Here is a 17,723-nt window from a genome sequence, read left to right as displayed (position 1 = left end):
TAGCCGCGAAGCATCTTGGTTTTTGGGTAATCAGCTCACGGTGATTTGTTTCATTCTTTAAGTGAAATGTATCGTTTTTTGATGGAGACGAAAGTTAAATTTGTAAATTTATAAGCATTAGCTGCACGATGGGAAAGAAATACAATATACCGGCATTCCTGAAATATATCAATGTGAAGGCATCCTCAAACGATAGTATTCAGGTGATTCATTATGACCAGCAAAAAGAGATTTTGCTGAAATCAGATCCAGTCGAACTGGATTTCTACCTGATTGCCATCAAGAATAATATTGAGGTGCAACCACCGATAGCCGAGATGTCCGCCTCTTATCTTTTTTTAGATAGACCGGGTAACCTAATGGAATGGGATCTCTCGGGACCCTTTATGGGGTATGGTATTTTTATCAATGAAAAGATCTTAAAAAAATATGCCAAAGACTATAGTTTCACGGGCTACAATAGGCATGAAGCACTCTTTCTAACTGATCGGGAAAGTCGTATTCTCTCCGATCTTTTTATCAAAGCCTATGACGAATTCTGTCAGGATGGTTTTTCCGAAGACGTGCTTGTATCCTATACCATGCTGATTCTTTCCTATACCCAGAATTTTTATGAAAGGCAGTTCCAGTCGCGCAGCAAAATATACAATCAGGTTGTAGCCGATTTTTATAAAGAACTGGACCGATATTATTCAGCACAAGATGGCGAGAACAAAATGCCGACAGTGGCGTATTTTGCTGAAAAAGGTAACCTGTCTGTCAACTATTTTGGAGACCTGATCAAACATTTTACGGGCAAGTCGCCACTGGAACATATCCATCAATATATTATTCAGATAGCCAAGGAGAAACTCCGTCAGACCAATTTGACCATCAATGAGATTGCCTATGACCTGGGCTTTGACTATCCGACCTATTTTACCCGCTTTTTTCGGACGAAAACCGGTATCTCCCCAAAAATTTACCGCAATCAGTAAAAAGTATCGTTTTTAAGGTGATTTGTTTTCAAGCTTAGCCTTTGAGCTGCAGTAACTTTGTTCTATCAAGATGAGTAAATGAGACAAAGTCATGAAAGCAAAGGTAAAATCAATCACAATTAAAAAAATATTAAAATGAAAAAGTCAGTAAAATTTAAAGCACTTTATTGGGATATAGCAGCAGATCTATTATTCCCTGCAGATTTTGACGAGAACAAAAAATATCCGACCATCATCAGTACACACCCTATCGGAAGTTGTAAAGAGCAGACCTCGGGCAATGTATACGGACAGGCATTTGCCGATGCTGGATTCGTGGTAATGGTACCAGACGCATCCTTTCAGGGAGAAAGTGGTGGTGAACCACGCTTTATCGAAGATCCATCATTGCGTGTAGAGGATTACAGCTATGCTGTTGACTATTTGGTTACACTGCCATTTGTTGATGAGGCACGTATCGGCGTATTGGGCATCTGCGGTGCCGGAGGATATTCCATCAATGCAACAATGAAAGAGCGCCGTATTAAAGCGTTGGCAACTGTTACGGGAGCAAACTATGGTCGCGTGATGCGCGAGTTTGGTGATCCGATCGCTAATCTTGAGGCAATTGCCGCACAACGTACAGCCGAAGCCAGAGGTGCAGCGCTGCGTGTGGACCAAGGTTTATATCCAACCTATGAAATGGCCAAAGAGGCCAATGCGGATATTGATCTGCTGGAGGCGACTGAGTACTACCGTACTTCGCGTGGTGAAAGCGCCAATGGTGTCAATAAAACCTTATTCTCACACAATGCGGCAGCAATCACATGGGATGCTTTCAACCTTGCCGAAGTATTGTTGACACAGCCTTTGTTAGTTATTGTAGGAAGCAAACCAGGTGCTTTTGGAGCCTACAGGGATGGATTTGAAATTGTTCGTCGGGCAGCTTCAAAGAAAAAGGAACTGGTTGTCGTGGAAGGATGGTCTCACTATGATCTTTACGATAAGCCTGAACCAGTAAGACAAGCTTTGGCCAAGTTGATTCCATTTTACAAAGAAAATCTCTAGTAAACGGAAGGATTTCATAATACCAATGGCTAATGCTCAAAATTTGGCCATTGGTATACAACTATCAGCCACAGCAGTGCCTGAGTAAATCAAATCAAACATTCCAAAGTCGGGAAATTAGTTTTAAGGACAATAATTTAGGATAACATATGAAAACGAAAGTACTCATCCTGGGAGCAGGAGGTGCTATAGCACAACACGTAATTGGTTTTTTGCAGGACAACAAAGATATTGAACTCACATTTTTCGTCAGAAATGCTTCACATTTTTCAGCAAATCAGACATTAGGTACACACCTTATCGAAGGCGATGTATTGAATGAGCAGGATCTTGACCGCGCCATTAAAGGACAGGATATCGTCTATGCGAACCTTGCGGGTGAGGTGGATAAAATGGCGACAGCAATTACTGCGACGATGAAAAGAAAAGGAGTGAAACGGCTGATCTTTGTGACTTCGCTCGGTGTCCACAATGAGGTTGCGGGCAAATTTGGCGAATGGAATAACCGTATTATCGGAGCAGAACTGGTCCGTTATAGCAAAGCTACGAAGATTGTTGAGGCATCGGGTCTTGATTATACTGTCGTTCGCCCCTCATGGTTAACAGACAAAGATGAAACCGATTATGAGACTACGCAAAAAAATGAACCTTTTCGCGGTACAGAGGTGTCAAGAAAAGCTGTAGGGGCCTATATCGCTGCTATTATTCTTGATCCTGCCCGAGATAGCAAAGCAAGTGTCGGTGTCAATAAACCGGGCGTATATGGTGATAAACCGGATTTTTATTAGTATTTGTTTGAATACATGGAAATGAGAGAACAGAAAACAGCACTGCTGATCAATGCGCACTTAACCTATCCCAATAGGTCGGAGGGAAAGTTGAATGCTTCTTTTCAGGAAGTTGCCCGTGATTTCTTTTTGGCGCAGGGATATGAGGTGCTGGAAACCAAGATTGAAAATGGCTATGATTCGGAGCAGGAGGTTGCCAAGCATCTAGCAGCAGATATTATTATCCTTCAGACACCGATTAACTGGTTTGGCGCTCCTTGGATCTACAAAAAATATACAGACGAACTCTTTGAAGCAGGCTATGTGAAACGCGAGTTTTTAGATGGAGATGGTAGGAGCAGACAGGATATGAGCAGACAATATGGAAGTGGGGGAAAGCTGTTGTCAAAGAAATTTATGGTTTCGGCCACATGGAATGCTCCCGAAGCAGCATTTGGCAATGATAGTCAAAAGCTCATGCAGGGCAAGACTACGGCAGATTTGCTGTTGAATATTACCAGTAATTATGCTTTTTGTGGAAGCACCATTCTGCCGGGATTTAATAGCTTTGACGTCGTGAAGAACGGTACGCCAAAGGAGGATTTAGAAAGCTATAGGGCACATCTTGAGGCTATAAATATATCATGACTAAACATTTCTGCATAGCTATTAAATAGCTAAAGATCCCTAAGGGGATTTCGGACAATGGAAAAAGGAGGTAGGGAGGCTGTAAACCAGATTTTTAGAGTAATTGGTAACCGAAGTCTAACTAATTTTGTTAAAATTTTCGAACGCTAAAGGAATAGGTTGTAACTATCTGGTCAACTGTTTTTTATATGTATAAAAAAAGGAGACACTTTCTGTTAAGTGTCTCCTTAAGTGGAGGTCACGAGAGTACAGTAGAACTTTTAGTTCCTTTATTACAGTTTATAAAAAAGATAAAAACAGGCAAATAGAATTATATATGATTTTCCTATATAATGGATATTTTGATACAATTGACCATCCAAATATGAAAACAGATGACCATTCAATTCGGACAATTTTGACCATTTGAATATTACGTTGAGAAGTCACAAATCCATTTTTACTTAGTTTTTTTGGTTTTATTCAAAGTGGTCAATTCGCCTCGGAATCGTATGGTCTCGATGTCTGAAATCTCCAACCAGGCAATACCCAGGAAAATCCAAGTGGATAACGGATCGGAATTTATCTCCAAGGAAGTCGACAGGTGGGCTTATGAACATCAGGTGGAATTAGTTTTCTCCAGACCGGGGAAACCAACAGATAATCCGTATATTGAGTCATTCAATGGAAGTTTCCGTGACGAGTGCATAAATGCGCATTGGTTCCTGTCATTGGAAGATGCGAAGGAAAAAACTGAAATCTGGAGGGAAGAGTACAACACCTTCAGACCCCACAGCTGTTTAGGGGATCTGACACCTGAAATGTTTATCGAAAAACAGGTCAAAACAGCGGAATTTTCTACTTTAGAACACTCCTAAATTTGGGGCGAGGTCACAAGTCCGAATTCTCTACTTTTAAATGCTCCAGTTTTTTGAAGAGAGGTCAAGGGTGATAATAAAGATATCTTTCGTCAATAATATAGAGGCTCGAGTTTGCCGAAAATCAATTTCACTAACTATTCATTTGTTGGATAAGAATCTACTAACAAAAGGAAAAAAATCATGAGGCTGTAATTTTTTCATCGTGTCAATTGACATGTTTGTATTGGTAAAAACGTTGTTTGTCGAGTTAATTTGGTTGTTAATTAAATAAGGTCTAGAATTATCAATAATTAGGGAAAGAAGATCTTTTATAATTCGAGATGAAAGTATTTTAAATTACTGCTTTTTATTCCAACTGGATATCATTAGGGGAGATATATTCGGTGATATTATAAAAGAAGAAAGGGAAAGTTTGGGTATGAATTGTCCAATTTTAAACTTTATATATTACCGATTATGAAAAAGACACTAAATTGCATTGTTTTAATAGCATCATTTGTGGTTTTAATCACTTCCTGTTCCAAAGACCTCGTTCCGGGAGGAACAATTGAGCCTAATTCTGGACTTAAAGGTCTAAAAACTTACACCTTTAAACCTACGGAGATAAATCTTTCAAATTTTGATACGGCAGGAATACAGGGATTTACAAAAAAAGGCAAACAAAATTCACTTACATTTCTCAGAGACAGTATTTGGCCGAATAATGCTGGAAAAACTTCATTTTATGAAACCACAGATATTCCAGCGGTTCTTGAAGAGACTAGACGTAAATTATATCTTGGCGCTATCTTAAGAGGGGAAGCCGCTATTGATGTCAATAATGTTAATCCCGTCTTTGTTCCCGCAACAATGAGAAATCCCATAACAATGTATGCGAATTTTCCTACAGATAGTATTTACCGGACGGTCATTCCTTCCAAAATACAAGATTTAAGTTATTTAAGGGCTGCGTTGAGTTCTGCTGCGGGAAATCAGATTCAATCATTTACTTATGAACAAAGCCAATTTAGGAAAACAGAAGAACTTAAAAAGTCATTTGGGGCGAATTTGAATTTGGCCGGAATCTTAACTGTGAATTATCTGGATTCGCTGGCTACCACGAACTTTGCTACTTTAGTAAGGGCAGAATTTACACAGGAAAATTTTTCTATTGCTATCGAACCACCTATCTATGAGCCTTACCTTAAGAGCAACTTCGATTATTCTATATTTAATGGCATCCGCCCCGTAATTGTTAGTTCAGTGACCTATGGAAGAAAAGGGATTTTTATCATGGAATCAGATTCGTCTTATACGATGGTTAAGAACACCCTGAATGTTGCATTAACTTTATCAGCCCAAATGTTAAATATATCCTCTACAGATAGCCTCGGTCCAAAGTTCTCTGCGGAATTGAAATTGAGGCTCACAAAGGAGCAAAAGGCTACTTTAGAGAATTCTCGGATGAAAGTTTATATAATTGGGGCGGATGGGAAGAGTATTGTCAAGGCTATAACAACTGGCCTTGAGGGGTTTGCTGAGGTTCTAGCAAAAAACGGAGGCTTTACAAAAGATAGTCCCGGCGACATTCTCTATTACTCGCTAAATTATCTTGATGATTTTTCGACGTTTAGGAATCAATTCAAACTTAATATACCCAATTAGGTTATTTAAAATCTGTCTGGTATGAAAATCAAAAAAATCATAGCCATTTTTTCTCTTCTTTTATTTATTGGATGTAAAAAAGAGGAAATTCAGAGCCCATCGCCTGCTGAAAAAGGTGATGGGAAACTCCTTTCGGAATATTTTAGCAAACTCCGTATAGCACCCTTGGATATTGTTGATCTTAGGAATAAAAATAATGACGTCAAAACAGTATTTGACAAGAAAAAAACTGCAGGAATGATACATCTCCGGGACAGTGTCTGGTCCAATGGTTTAGGGACAAGCTCATTTTATGAATCTGACGAGATGGTAGTAACACCGGGTAATCTAAGTTATATTTATCCCGGTTCACTTTTAAAGGCAGCGTCAATAGCATCGGATCAATTTGAAACCTTTTCCGGTTATCAGACCGCACCGATCAGTGTTCAATTATCATTTCCTTCTAGTTTATCAATTGGCACTCTATCCTCTCCAAGTCTTTCAAATAGCCGTATATTTTTACGGAATGCGCTATTGGCTCCCGGCTTTTCAGGTAATACGATACTTAACTACTCTGATTATTTTGCCGCATTTTCAAGATATGAGGAAGTGAAATATGCTTTTGGTTATAATGTAAATCAGCATAGGCTATTTTCTTCGACAAATACTAATTTTGATTCCTATTCAAGCGGAACTTACTATTCAACTAAATTTGTGGCCAGTTATACTGTCGAGAATTTTACTTATACAATGTCTGATCCCACTGCTAATGAGCTTATTGATATGGCTTCTATTCCAGCTAATGCTTTTAATGGAATTTCGCCGGTATATATTAATTCCGTAACTTATGGTAGGTTCGGATTACTGGTACTTGAATCTAACAACAATAGTTCTGAAATGAAGAGTGCTTTTCAAAAGGTGATAAAAAAGATCCTTAAAAAAACAACAGAATCTTATACACAGGAAGAAACTAATCTTTTTGCCAGTTGTCGTATAACGATCTATCTTTTGGGAAGTACCATGGGCAATAATGTGATACAGCTATTGATCAATCCAAGTCCAGATGGGGTATCTGATTTTATCGCACAGAACGTAGGTACATTTACAGCAAGTGATCCAGGTGTCCCGATTCACTATACGGCAAAATATCTAAAAGATAACTCGCCATTTAAAACAACCTTTAGAATTGACCATTAAATATATTTTATGATGAGTACAACATGTAGACCAAAAAGTTCAGGGGTATTAATAGGATTATTTTTAATTGGGTTTTTCTTTTTCTCATGTAAAAAAGATACTCCAAACATTCCTGAAAAGAAAAATGAAAAATGGAGAACCGATACCAAAACAGATAGTATGGGTAACCAATATTATGTGGTAAGTACACTGGATAATACTTTGGAGGTCAGGGTCGATAATAAAGATGGGAAGACGATTTTTTCAGAAGTTTGCCCGACAATTGAAGCAAGTGAAATCCCTGAAAATTCAAAAAAGCTTTTTACTTATTTAGTATCGCCCAATAAATATATTAATTCTAACCATGCCACGCTTTCATTGCGCCTCATTCTTGATGATTTGGAAATTCCGAATAAGTACGTTCAACTTCTTGCGAATATAGATCTTGACAGCAAGAAATTTTATACCAAAAAGTATAAGGTTGAGGAGCCCTTAGATTGGTCTTATGTTGATTACAATATTTCTTTAGTACAATGGTACCAAAATTCGTTATTGGTAAGGGAGGGCACTGACAAAGACCTTAATAGGGGAGGAGGGAATATGGGCCTCGGACAGCGGGGAACTCAATTGGTATGTTACGAGCGGGATTTTTCAGTTCGCTATACCAAAGATATAGATGCTACCGATGCCTATTATCCTTCTGGGGGAGCAGGAAATATTCCAATTAATAATCATGAATATATGACCTTTATACCTGAGGGCGTTGTGGCTAGGTTGCAGATAGTCACTAGCGTTGAAGATAAATGGGCAGGAAAACAGCCTTTAATTTGGAAGGATAATCTCAAAGAGACCAATAATATTCCCGCTGATTATTCCATAAAAATTACTGATTATAATACTCAGAATAATGTGGTAAGCGCTAGTTATAATATTTATAATGAAAATGGTCAGATGAAGGAAAAAAGAACCCGAAAATGGGCAATAGGAAATGGAATGCCACTCGGAAATTGAGCTTAATATTGTTAGAATTTTACGCTTTTAACAAAATCTAAATTATTCAATAATACAGTTTTTAACCAATAAGCATCATGTTTTGTGTATGCCAAGGATACCTGTGCTTATAAAATTCTAGAAAAGTATGAAAAGTAAAAAGAATTATTTCTTGTCACGGATCATGAAATATGTTCCGCTGGTACTGATGATTTTTTTAACCATCAGTTGTTCTAAACTGGAATCCGACTTTAACAATACGAGCGGTAGACAAGCGTTGGATCAATTAAGAATACCGAAGATCCAAGATTTTACAGTCAGTTCAAAATCTAATCCAGACAATAATTCGTCTAGCAAAAGATCATCAGGAGGGAAAAGAGCGGATGTGACTACCCCACCGGACGAAGATAATCCATTTAAACCAAAAGCAGGTTCAGGCGGTTATAAAGATGGTCCGGGAATAATTGTTAACGGTAGTAATGCTCCTACTCCTGATCCAAATAAACTATATTTTTATCAGAAATATAAATCCCAGATGTTCACTATTACAGATCAATCAATGGGACTCAATATTTATCCGGGCGCTATATTAAAGGGCCAGAGTATAGAAGGTGTTTTTTCACCACAAATGTTAACAGGTATTTCCAATAATATCCGACCGATTACCATATCTACTTCCATGCCAGTTTCTGGTTCGGCTGTTGCCCGTACAAGTCTTCCCCGTCCGGTTTCACAAGCTGCTTTATATAACGCGGCGCTGACAGATTTAGAGAATACAAATCCCGGTGACGTGGGGGCAGCTTCTTTGATAGTAGAAATGGATACTTTCCGTGTATATGAGGAATTAAAAACTATTTATGGATTCAATAAGGGCTTAGATGCATTTTTGATTAATACAAATACTACTCAACAGGGCGAGAATCACCTAATTGCTTCAACATCGGCGATTAAGATTAAATTTTTCCAGCACAATTTTACAATTGACATGGATGTGCCCACAAATAATACGCAATTATTTGATCCTACTGGTCTGAATATGCAGGCTATTACCGGAGGGGTGACTCCGGTGTATGTAAAAAGTGTGACCTATGGTCGCATGGGTATCATGGTAATAGAATCTTCCTATAGTTCGACTAAATTGTATAACGCTGTTTATAAACAGCTCGGAATATTAAAAAATATGATTGGGATAGGTACGGCTTTAACTGCGGAAGAGAAAACTATTATAAATGAAGCGAGTATTAAAGTTAAATATACCGGGATTGGCACAGATACTTCACCTGCAGTTTCCGTTTCAGGATTGAGTGGTTTTATTCAAGTATTGAGTGCTAATACAACGTATTCCAAGGCAAGTCCAGGAGTGCCTATTGCCTTTCAACTAGCTTATTTAAATAGTGGAAACGGATTGGTCGAAGCTCCTTTTCAGATTAACTATGGGCCTTTTGAAAAACCTTATGTCCGAATTGAATATAAAAATAGCAATTGGGAGGCTAATTCATCCTCAAATCCAAAATTCACTTATTCAGATATCTACATGAGTTTTTATAAAGACCCAACGGCGAACCGAAAGTATAGTGATGCTCCGATCTTTATTGACTATAAATATGAACGGGATTATGGTTCATTAAGTACTTCTAATTGGGTCGGATCTTGGAATGACGGTAAACGAACTGAAAGTGAAACTTGGAAATACCCGACATCTGATCAATTGATTGAGAATAAAAGGGTATTCTATTATGTCCGCTACGGATCTGATGCGACTTTATCTAGGGACTATTGTCACTTTGATATGGTTTCTAGTGAGAATTACTATGTTCTTCCGAGAGTAATTGACCATTACAAGGCACAGAGGAAAGGTGAGGCATATCCTAATTAGAATTTTGAAATCAAAATGAAGCAAGCGAATATTGGAATTGTAATTTTGTTGGTCATCTTTCTAATGCAATCTTGCAATAAAAAGAATGATGATATCCCTCAAATATCTAAAGAGCAGAAAAGAATAATTGAAAATCTGGACTCTATATTTTTTCTCGCTCAGGGGGTGTATTTATGGAACGATCAACTTCCTTCAGTTGATCGTTTCAACCCCTCACGGTTTTATAATCAAGGTCTGAATGAGTTTCGGTGTTATGAAAATGGATTATTTGAAATTACGCAATTTGCAAAAGATGCTGCGACAGGCGAGCTTTATGAACGGAATATATTTGATCTGAATAGACCCAAATATTCCGGTATTGTGTTTAGAGAATTCCAAGAAAGTGAACGTAGGCATGCTTATAATGTAAGCAATACCTTTGGTCTGTCCGTTGTGGTTAAAAATAATATTCTCCGTTTATTATATGTTGATCCCAATTCCCCTGCGGGTAAAGCAGGGCTAAGACGAGGGACGCAAATTTTATCCATAAATGGAGAAAATGTACTAACTGAGGAATCGTTTTTGGATCAATGGAAAAAATCCCTTGCCATGTCCTTCATAAAGTTGGAAGTTATGGAAGAAGGCATTAAGAAACGAGAAGTACGCTTGAACGCGGCTTCGTATGAGATAAATCCAGTTGTAAAGCGAAATATATTGAGAAGTGGGGAAAGGACAATAGGCTATTTCGCATTAAATAGTTTCACTACAATTCAAAACGCGCAAAAATATCTCACTCCAATTTTTCTTTCTTTTACACAGGAAAAAATTAATGAACTCATCATTGATCTTCGGTACAACCAAGGGGGATATCAGATTACAGCTGATTTTATTGCGAATCTGGTTGCACCTAATAATGCCGACGCAAAGATTATGTATACTGAACATTATAACAGGCAAATGCAGGATGGGAATTCAAAAGTATTAGAAAACTACAAATTGTATGATGAATATCATCGGCCTGTTATCATTAATGGTAAAGAGATAAGCCTTTATGATATTGATTATAGTGTGGAAGCCAATACAACGTATTTTCATAAAGATGACGGGTTGACGGATTTAAAAAAAGTTTACTTTATAGTGAGCAACAGAACTGCATCTGCAAGTGAGCTACTGATCAATATTCTAAAACCGTATATGGATGTTCAGGTTATAGGTGTATCAGAGGATAACCTTTCTGCTGTATATACTTACGGTAAGCCAGTTGGATCATTTGGAATTCCAGTGGGGCAGTTTGATCTGTATTTAGGGATGTATGAACTCAAAAATACCAATAGGGAAAGCAACTATTTCAAAGGTATCAAATCTGATGTCGCCCTAAGTGACGATACAGATACTGACTTTGGAGGGCAAGATGACCCAGCTATTGCTTGGATTCTAGGAATGGAAAATAAAAGAATGGAACTAAAGACCGGAAATAAAATAAGGCAGGATAAATATTCATTTTATTTTAATACTGATCGGTTAATAGGAAATATTAAAAATAATAATGAGTTGAAAATTAAGATAAAATAGAACCACTTTCTTTACTGGAGATTTTGATACTGTTGACCAGTCAATACGGATGATTTTGACCATTAAAATAATAAGTTGGGAGGTTTCAACGCTACTTTATACTTATATTTTGTGGTTTTGTTCAAATTGGTCAATTAGCCTCGGAATCGTATAACACTAATGTCCGAAATCTCCACTCAGCGATCGTATTTTACTATCCCTAGAAAAGTGCTACCCTCCATTCTTCAATACCTATTTTTTCTGAGCTTGTTGAGAGAATTTTTATTTTAGAAGTTATAGATATTGAATTCTGTTTTTTTTTTATCGAGGAAATCATATTGTTTGTATGGGTCAAAGTTGAGTTGGGCGAGATAACTTTTTCGAGTGAAAATATTTCAATAATATTAGTTCGAAAAAGTATTGAAGGCCAAAAGTGTTTTAGATTTTAAAGTAAACTCCATGAGAAATAGCATTTTCCTTTTGTTAACTTTCCTGTTTTCGTGCAACAAAGAAAATTCTGACCAAACCTATATTGCACAGTTGGAGATTCAACCTAATATTGAGTACGTCGCACCCCATCCTCCAGCGAAACCAGACCAAACTAAGGATATACCAGCGCTAAAGGTGAGGGAGGGTAATAATGAAGAGTATCATTTAGGTTTAGAAGAGATTAATGGTTTTGTTTTCGAGGAAGGAAACCGTTACAACCTAAAAGTTCAGATAACTATTTTGGCAACTCCGCCAATAGATGGAAATCCCAAAACCTACAAACTTATTGAAGTTATTTCTAAAGAACAGGTAACTATAAATAAATAACATTATGAAAAGAACAAGTATTTTGTTACTAGCAAGTTTACTAGTGTTTTCTTGTAGTAAAAATCCCGAAATTGACACTGAAATCAAAAGTGAAAATTCAGAATTTGTAACCCTAAAATCAGGAATAATCGTCGAGAAAAGAGGAGATGAATATATTCTTGGAGGAGATATGATTCTATCTCCAATGCAACTAAAAGCCTTGGATGAAAAGGGCAATTTAAGTGGAGAAGATGGTAAAACCAAAGATAGTCCCGATACCACCATTCACCCTGTATTTAATATTCCGGTAGCTGCCGTCGAAAAAAAAGAAGGAACCTTACCGAGAAATTTAGGAATGAATGCAGACCCATATAGACTTTGGGCTATGGTAAGATTTACTTATGGGCCAAGTATCTTAAATCACCCAAATAAAGATTATTTTATAAATGGAATAAAATTAGCGCTCAATCATATTCAAGACAATACGAATGTAAGATTTTATAATGCAACAGGACAACCAACAGTTGATCCAACTTGGGGATTCGCATATCCCTATATAGAAATTAATTATGTAGGTAATCTATCCGCCAGTTCTTCATCCCATATTGGACGACGCCCAGAAGGAGGAAAACAAGAATTAAAATTAGCAGATTTTGCATTTCCAAATCCACCTTTTGATAACGACTATTCTACAATTGTACATGAGCTTTGCCATGCAATTGGTATGATGCATGAACAGAATCGTCCAGATCGAGATCAATATGTCTCTATTAAGACAAATAATCTAACAACTAAAGGTCTTGCCCAGTTCACGAAGGTGACGACTAATTATTCTTATTTCGGGGCATACGATTTCAGTTCAATTATGGGATATGATTCTTATACTTCCTCTACGGATCATGTTAACAACACTTCATTACCAATGTATACTAAGTTAAACGGTGATCCAATTGTGTCAGGCACCTTATTAAGTGGTCTTGATAGAATTTGGTTAAATAATTATCATCTTCCATATATAGCACGTTCTGACGTATACCGTGAACTTGCGGATGTAGTTTATGACGGAAATAATAATATTTTAACCCCTTCCCAACGTTTACAATTACAGGCACAGCTCAATAATGGAAATTCTACACCTCCAGCTGGAGGTAGAATACCCAATGACTTTTAATTATTTGTGAAATAAAGCAATATTGTCCCCCATCCATCTTTTTAATGTGGTTGGGGGTTTTTAATACCAATGAAAAAATTGAAATATTTCTCTGTAAACTTTTATCATACATATTTAATCATATTGATAGGTATCATAAAAGTTGCATATCCAAATAATCTTAGCGCACAGGATGGTTTGCGCATGCGAATTTATCAAGAAATAGAGACAAGTAATTTTAATTGGAATATCGCTGGAAATATGTTTGGTGAAAATCCAAATATTCTCTCTGAATTGAATTTTAAGAACCTATTAAGCTCAGGAACAGGAATTGAGCTTTCTTATAAACCATACAAATTCTTTGAACTGTCAGCTTCTTATGCATTTTTAATGACCTTATCTGGCAGAGGAACAGATATAGATTATCAAGAGAATAACCGAACAGGGCAGACTAGTTCATTATATTTTGATAGTGAAAATGGTAGGCAAAGTCAATTGAATTTAAGTGTTCTATACCTATTTTTTAAAGACACGAAATTCAATCTAGGAGCCGGCATAAATGTATTTGCATACCGTAGAAAGTTTGATATGCATTCAACGGAAGATAGTGATTTAACATCTTATTACAAATATCGGGCGGATGGTTTTGGTCTAAAGATTAAAAAGGATTACGAGATTTCACCTATCTTTTCTTTGCAAGGTAATTTTATATTGAATAGAGTTTATTACAATTCTTATGGGAACTGGAACCTCATCAATAATTTTGAACATCCCAAAAGTTTTACCCATTTATCAAATGGTTTTAATATTGGTTACTCGTTAAGAATATCCACGAAAATAAAAAACCAGTTCAGCATTTTCTTGATTTATAATTACCTGACAGAACAAACGTCTAATGGTGTAGATACCTTATTTCTTAAAAATGGAAGCCGTCCTACAACGAGATTGAACCAAACCCATCTAAGTATTCACGGATTAAGGCTCGGAATTATTCTTCCTATATTTTTTAATTAAACTTGAACAGCTCCAACATATTTAATAATCTTCTCCTTTTGTATTGATTAAGAATCTCAATTATGATGTACGGTATGACTGATTTCCCTAAAGATTTTAATTTTCCTTTGATCACATTAAATTCAAGGAGGACTTACTCTGTTAATAGAACTGTGCTATCAGATTTGGATAGGTCGTATGCTAACTATTTCTATTAACCAAATATAGTTAGGTCAGATGTATATAGAGAATCGGCTCCAACTGTTTACAAATCTGATAATACTGCAATGACTGCTCAAGAAAGATATACTTTGCAGGTATATTTGAACAACGGTAATCCTAATCCTCCAAATTGTTGTAGGTTAACCAATAATCACACAAATTTATAATAAAAAAGAAACCCGTATTTTCCATACGGGTTTCTTTTTATCTTTTGTATTTGACATTTACCATGGGATCACTCTGTTTATTCCGAATAATCATTTCGGAGTTACTCAGAATTTCACAATTCAAGGAAACATAAGAGTTTTCCTGTCCATTTTCATTTGGTATTTTTAAGAAAAGTGAATCTTTCTTTTTAAGAAATCCTTTGTATATTGATGATGGAGTATTTATCTCAATATTTGCATTTATGCCATTATATTCATAAGCTCCAAACATAGTATCTGCATCTACTTTATAATCAGTGTAAAGACGAAGAATATTTCCATTTGGAATTTCTTTCCATTCTTCATTTCCCTTTTTTATTGCAGTTTCTTTCCATGCATATTGGTTACTATACATTGGAGGGTCTATAATAGGAATCTCAATTTCATTTTCTTTACAAGATTCGTTAAATATAAAAAATACCGATAAAAGAAGTAATTTAAATGAATTTCTCATGTTTATGTTCGTTTGATTAGTAATTAATTAAACGGTTTATGTCTAAACAATGCTACACCAAAATACATTTGTTAATACTACTGTCCAAAATGATTAGGAAAACTGCATAAAAAAAGTGGTGTATTTCGCTTTCAAAAAACTTATATTGAAAACGCAAATACGCCTCCAGTGCAATGGTAAATATAAACGTTTTCAGTCAGCTTCTGTCTTTGATAGGCCGGGTTTTTAAGAAGCTTGTATCAAAATACAATAGCGACAAACATCAGAAAGGGCTTAACAGTTGGACACATCTGGATCTGGTTAGCATGCTTTTTTTGCCATCTCTCTTCCAGTGATTCGGTTCGAGATATCAGTAACGGTCTTGGCAGTACCAAGGGCAACATGAAGCATATGGGTATTTCTCGTACTCCCAGCAAATCGAGCATCTCCTATATGAATGAACACCGTGACCATAAGCATTTCAAAGATCTTTATTTGGCCCTTTTGGACAATCTTTGGAATAAGGAGCCCAGCCAACGCAGTGAGCTCAGGGCATCGAAGCGTAAGGTCTATCTGATGGATGCCAGAGTGATCCCATTATGCCTGTCGATATTTGACTGGGCTAAATTCCTTTGCAATAAGGGGCAGCGAAACTGCATGCCGTACTTGACTATGATGGCTTCCTAACGGTTTTTATTGAGATTACCGATGGTAAGGTGCACGAAAGTAAAAAAGCTAACAGCTTTTCTTTCCCATGGCAAACCAGTCATAGGAAATCTGCAATTATTCGGTTTATGACGAATTATTTTTGGAACTGATTTTCCACAATTCTCTTCAGTAGGCTCTATGATTACGATCTGCTCCATGCCTTTATTGCTATAAAAAGGGTGCAACATCTTTAAGTTAGAGTTCTATCCAAAAATTGATCGATGCGGATAAAAATTCTAACATCAATTTATAGCCAAGCTAAATACGCTTATAAGACCTTAATATTAAATATTCTCGTCCAACGCTATTTTGACCTTGTCAAATCACTAGAATACCATGATATTTTAAAATGTAACGATTTGAAATCTTTAAGTTTACCAAAAAAGTGGATATTTTTTTTAATTGCTTTAGCTAGAGGTTGTTGCGTTTTACGTAAATTATTTTTGAATAATGTTATATTCCGAATACGTTTCTTTAAGATTTTTCTTTATTATATTTAGTAAATTTTTGACTACATATTGAATAATATGATATAACTAATCAACCAATATTAAATGAGAAGTGAAATTATTTGGGGAAAATGGTATACACCGTATGTTCGGGTGATAGTTCATATAGTTTTTTGGGTGTTGGTCTTTTGTATGTATTATTTTACGTATAGAAGATTAGGTGGAAGCTATTTCTGGGTATTGGTGGCGAAGGAACTTTTTGTTACCACTTCCTTGTTCTATTCAGTTATATGGCTAGTTTCAAAATGGATAGAAAAAAGAAAAGTACTTCCCATCTTAATTTTTATTGTCTTTTCATACATCTGGTGGTTAAATATCACTTATTTGACGTGCGATCTTCTTAAAGATTTTGAATTAAAGGAAGGCAGTGGTATTTATAAATATGTGAATTTCTTTATTCGTGATGGTTATTTTGGAATCTATCAACTTAAAAAATTTCCAAATGCTTTCCCTGATTTTTTGACACTTGTATCTGTTCCATTAGCTCCTAAATTGATTAGACTTCTGGTGGCAGAAGGTAACAAGGTACTCTTATTGGAAAAGGATCAGGCGGAACTGAAACTTGAAAAAGCAAAATTAGGATTAAAGAATAGTAATCTGGAATTAGATAAAGCAAGTCTGGAACGAGATAACCTGAAAATGGAACTGGAAATCCTTAAATCCCAGATTTCTCCCCATTTTTTATTTAATACATTAAATAGCATATATAGGCTAGCGGAAAAAGGAGAAGCCGGTACCCCAAATATCATAATGAAACTGTCCAATATGCTGCGGTATATGCTTTATCAAACTAATGATGATAAAATATTCATTGCCAAAGAAATTCAATTTTTGAATGATTATCTGGATCTTACCCAAATCAGATTTGGTGATAGCGTTAATCTAAATTTTAATATAGCAAAAATAAGAGAGCCTTATCGAATTGTACCTTTAATGCTATTACCTTTTATTGAAAATGCAATCAAACATGGACCAGATAGAAGCAGGGCTGATGCCTGGATTGATGTTTCATTAACTATAGAAGATGGTATTTTAAGATTCTTAGTCGCAAATGGCGTAAATAAAAACAGTCCTGCACCTTCCAAAGGCGGAATTGGATTGCAAAATGTTAAAAGAAGACTTGAACTTCGATATAAGGATAAATACACGTTAAACGTGTCAGATAATCTGAATAGCTACTCCGTAATACTTGAAATTGAATTGTAATAAATAT

Annotated in this window: 16 protein-coding genes and 2 pseudogenes; 17 read left to right on the top strand and 1 reads right to left on the bottom strand. The window is 36.2% G+C overall.

What is annotated here, in order from left to right:
- The first annotated feature begins 128 nt into the window (after positions 1-128).
- From DFQ12_RS26650 to DFQ12_RS26590, 13 genes and pseudogenes are all read left to right on the top strand, one after another.
- Positions 129-977, top strand: a complete 849-nt coding sequence (locus tag DFQ12_RS26650; RefSeq protein WP_120262057.1) for a helix-turn-helix domain-containing protein — start codon at positions 129-131, stop codon at positions 975-977.
- 135 nt (positions 978-1,112) lie between these two features.
- Positions 1,113-2,024 carry an alpha/beta hydrolase gene (locus DFQ12_RS26645; RefSeq protein WP_120262056.1) on the top strand — a complete coding sequence of 304 codons (912 nt, stop codon included), beginning with the start codon at positions 1,113-1,115 and terminating at the stop codon, positions 2,022-2,024.
- Positions 2,025-2,173: 149 nt separating this feature from the next.
- Positions 2,174-2,812 (top strand): NAD(P)H-binding protein, encoded by a 639-nt coding sequence (locus DFQ12_RS26640; protein ID WP_120262055.1) that lies wholly within the window; start codon positions 2,174-2,176, stop codon positions 2,810-2,812.
- A gap of 21 nt (positions 2,813-2,833) precedes the next feature.
- Positions 2,834-3,439 carry an NAD(P)H-dependent oxidoreductase gene (locus tag DFQ12_RS26635; protein ID WP_120262176.1) on the top strand — a complete coding sequence of 202 codons (606 nt, stop codon included), beginning with the start codon at positions 2,834-2,836 and terminating at the stop codon, positions 3,437-3,439.
- A gap of 515 nt (positions 3,440-3,954) precedes the next feature.
- Positions 3,955-4,296: pseudogene (locus tag DFQ12_RS26630) on the top strand (integrase core domain-containing protein); the annotation flags it as partial.
- A 459-nt stretch (positions 4,297-4,755) separates the two neighbouring features.
- Positions 4,756-5,943 carry a thiol-activated cytolysin family protein gene (locus DFQ12_RS26625; RefSeq protein ID WP_120262054.1) on the top strand — a complete coding sequence of 396 codons (1,188 nt, stop codon included), beginning with the start codon at positions 4,756-4,758 and terminating at the stop codon, positions 5,941-5,943.
- A 21-nt stretch (positions 5,944-5,964) separates the two neighbouring features.
- Positions 5,965-7,119, top strand: coding sequence for a thiol-activated cytolysin family protein (locus DFQ12_RS26620; RefSeq protein ID WP_120262053.1), 1,155 nt, complete (start codon positions 5,965-5,967; stop codon positions 7,117-7,119).
- A 9-nt stretch (positions 7,120-7,128) separates the two neighbouring features.
- The gene (locus tag DFQ12_RS26615) at positions 7,129-8,109 is read left to right on the top strand and encodes a hypothetical protein (RefSeq protein ID WP_147420485.1); all 981 of its coding nucleotides are present in this window, start codon (positions 7,129-7,131) and stop codon (positions 8,107-8,109) included.
- Positions 8,110-8,236: 127 nt separating this feature from the next.
- On the top strand, positions 8,237-9,964 hold the full coding sequence (locus DFQ12_RS26610; protein ID WP_120262051.1) for a thiol-activated cytolysin family protein: 1,728 nt from the start codon (positions 8,237-8,239) through the stop codon (positions 9,962-9,964).
- 15 nt (positions 9,965-9,979) lie between these two features.
- Positions 9,980-11,515, top strand: coding sequence for a S41 family peptidase (locus tag DFQ12_RS26605; protein WP_120262050.1), 1,536 nt, complete (start codon positions 9,980-9,982; stop codon positions 11,513-11,515).
- Between the two features lie 438 nt (positions 11,516-11,953).
- Positions 11,954-12,310, top strand: coding sequence for a DUF4377 domain-containing protein (locus tag DFQ12_RS26600; RefSeq protein WP_120262049.1), 357 nt, complete (start codon positions 11,954-11,956; stop codon positions 12,308-12,310).
- A 4-nt stretch (positions 12,311-12,314) separates the two neighbouring features.
- Positions 12,315-13,460 (top strand): M12 family metallopeptidase, encoded by a 1,146-nt coding sequence (locus tag DFQ12_RS26595; RefSeq protein WP_120262048.1) that lies wholly within the window; start codon positions 12,315-12,317, stop codon positions 13,458-13,460.
- A gap of 69 nt (positions 13,461-13,529) precedes the next feature.
- Positions 13,530-14,453 (top strand): hypothetical protein, encoded by a 924-nt coding sequence (locus DFQ12_RS26590; protein WP_120262047.1) that lies wholly within the window; start codon positions 13,530-13,532, stop codon positions 14,451-14,453.
- Between the two features lie 405 nt (positions 14,454-14,858).
- On the opposite strand, the gene DFQ12_RS26585 is transcribed toward DFQ12_RS26590, so the two are convergent.
- Positions 14,859-15,314, bottom strand: a complete 456-nt coding sequence (locus DFQ12_RS26585; RefSeq protein ID WP_120262046.1) for a hypothetical protein — start codon at positions 15,312-15,314, stop codon at positions 14,859-14,861.
- A gap of 173 nt (positions 15,315-15,487) precedes the next feature.
- On the opposite strand from DFQ12_RS26585, the gene DFQ12_RS28710 reads away from it, so the two are divergent.
- The 4 genes and pseudogenes from DFQ12_RS28710 (at position 15,488) to DFQ12_RS26565 (ending at position 17,716) form a co-directional block, all read left to right on the top strand.
- Positions 15,488-15,649 (top strand): DUF4372 domain-containing protein, encoded by a 162-nt coding sequence (locus DFQ12_RS28710; RefSeq protein ID WP_120262045.1) that lies wholly within the window; start codon positions 15,488-15,490, stop codon positions 15,647-15,649.
- Positions 15,603-15,701, top strand: a pseudogene (locus DFQ12_RS28705) (hypothetical protein); the annotation flags it as partial. The gene DFQ12_RS28710 and the pseudogene DFQ12_RS28705, both read left to right, overlap by 47 nt.
- Before the next feature lie 3 nt (positions 15,702-15,704).
- Positions 15,705-15,980 (top strand): hypothetical protein, encoded by a 276-nt coding sequence (locus DFQ12_RS26575; protein ID WP_147420484.1) that lies wholly within the window; start codon positions 15,705-15,707, stop codon positions 15,978-15,980.
- A 575-nt stretch (positions 15,981-16,555) separates the two neighbouring features.
- On the top strand, positions 16,556-17,716 hold the full coding sequence (locus DFQ12_RS26565) for a sensor histidine kinase (RefSeq protein ID WP_120262042.1): 1,161 nt from the start codon (positions 16,556-16,558) through the stop codon (positions 17,714-17,716).
- Positions 17,717-17,723: the final 7 nt, after the last annotated feature.

This window comes from Sphingobacterium detergens, from assembly GCF_003610355.1.
Classification (GTDB): Bacteria; Bacteroidota; Bacteroidia; order Sphingobacteriales; family Sphingobacteriaceae; genus Sphingobacterium; species Sphingobacterium detergens.
Note: the sequence above shows the minus strand (reverse complement) of the source record. Positions and strands in the feature narration are given on the sequence as shown.

Coding starts and splice junctions, on each gene's coding strand:
- DFQ12_RS26650 (WP_120262057.1), top strand. CDS start 129: ATGGGAAAGAAATACAATATACCGGCATTCCTGAAATATATCAATGTG.
- DFQ12_RS26645 (WP_120262056.1), top strand. CDS start 1,113: ATGAAAAAGTCAGTAAAATTTAAAGCACTTTATTGGGATATAGCAGCA.
- DFQ12_RS26640 (WP_120262055.1), top strand. CDS start 2,174: ATGAAAACGAAAGTACTCATCCTGGGAGCAGGAGGTGCTATAGCACAA.
- DFQ12_RS26635 (WP_120262176.1), top strand. CDS start 2,834: ATGAGAGAACAGAAAACAGCACTGCTGATCAATGCGCACTTAACCTAT.
- DFQ12_RS26625 (WP_120262054.1), top strand. CDS start 4,756: ATGAAAAAGACACTAAATTGCATTGTTTTAATAGCATCATTTGTGGTT.
- DFQ12_RS26620 (WP_120262053.1), top strand. CDS start 5,965: ATGAAAATCAAAAAAATCATAGCCATTTTTTCTCTTCTTTTATTTATT.
- DFQ12_RS26615 (WP_147420485.1), top strand. CDS start 7,129: ATGATGAGTACAACATGTAGACCAAAAAGTTCAGGGGTATTAATAGGA.
- DFQ12_RS26610 (WP_120262051.1), top strand. CDS start 8,237: ATGAAAAGTAAAAAGAATTATTTCTTGTCACGGATCATGAAATATGTT.
- DFQ12_RS26605 (WP_120262050.1), top strand. CDS start 9,980: ATGAAGCAAGCGAATATTGGAATTGTAATTTTGTTGGTCATCTTTCTA.
- DFQ12_RS26600 (WP_120262049.1), top strand. CDS start 11,954: ATGAGAAATAGCATTTTCCTTTTGTTAACTTTCCTGTTTTCGTGCAAC.
- DFQ12_RS26595 (WP_120262048.1), top strand. CDS start 12,315: ATGAAAAGAACAAGTATTTTGTTACTAGCAAGTTTACTAGTGTTTTCT.
- DFQ12_RS26590 (WP_120262047.1), top strand. CDS start 13,530: ATGAAAAAATTGAAATATTTCTCTGTAAACTTTTATCATACATATTTA.
- DFQ12_RS26585 (WP_120262046.1), bottom strand. CDS start 15,314: ATGAGAAATTCATTTAAATTACTTCTTTTATCGGTATTTTTTATATTT.
- DFQ12_RS28710 (WP_120262045.1), top strand. CDS start 15,488: ATGGTAAATATAAACGTTTTCAGTCAGCTTCTGTCTTTGATAGGCCGG.
- DFQ12_RS26575 (WP_147420484.1), top strand. CDS start 15,705: ATGGGTATTTCTCGTACTCCCAGCAAATCGAGCATCTCCTATATGAAT.
- DFQ12_RS26565 (WP_120262042.1), top strand. CDS start 16,556: ATGAGAAGTGAAATTATTTGGGGAAAATGGTATACACCGTATGTTCGG.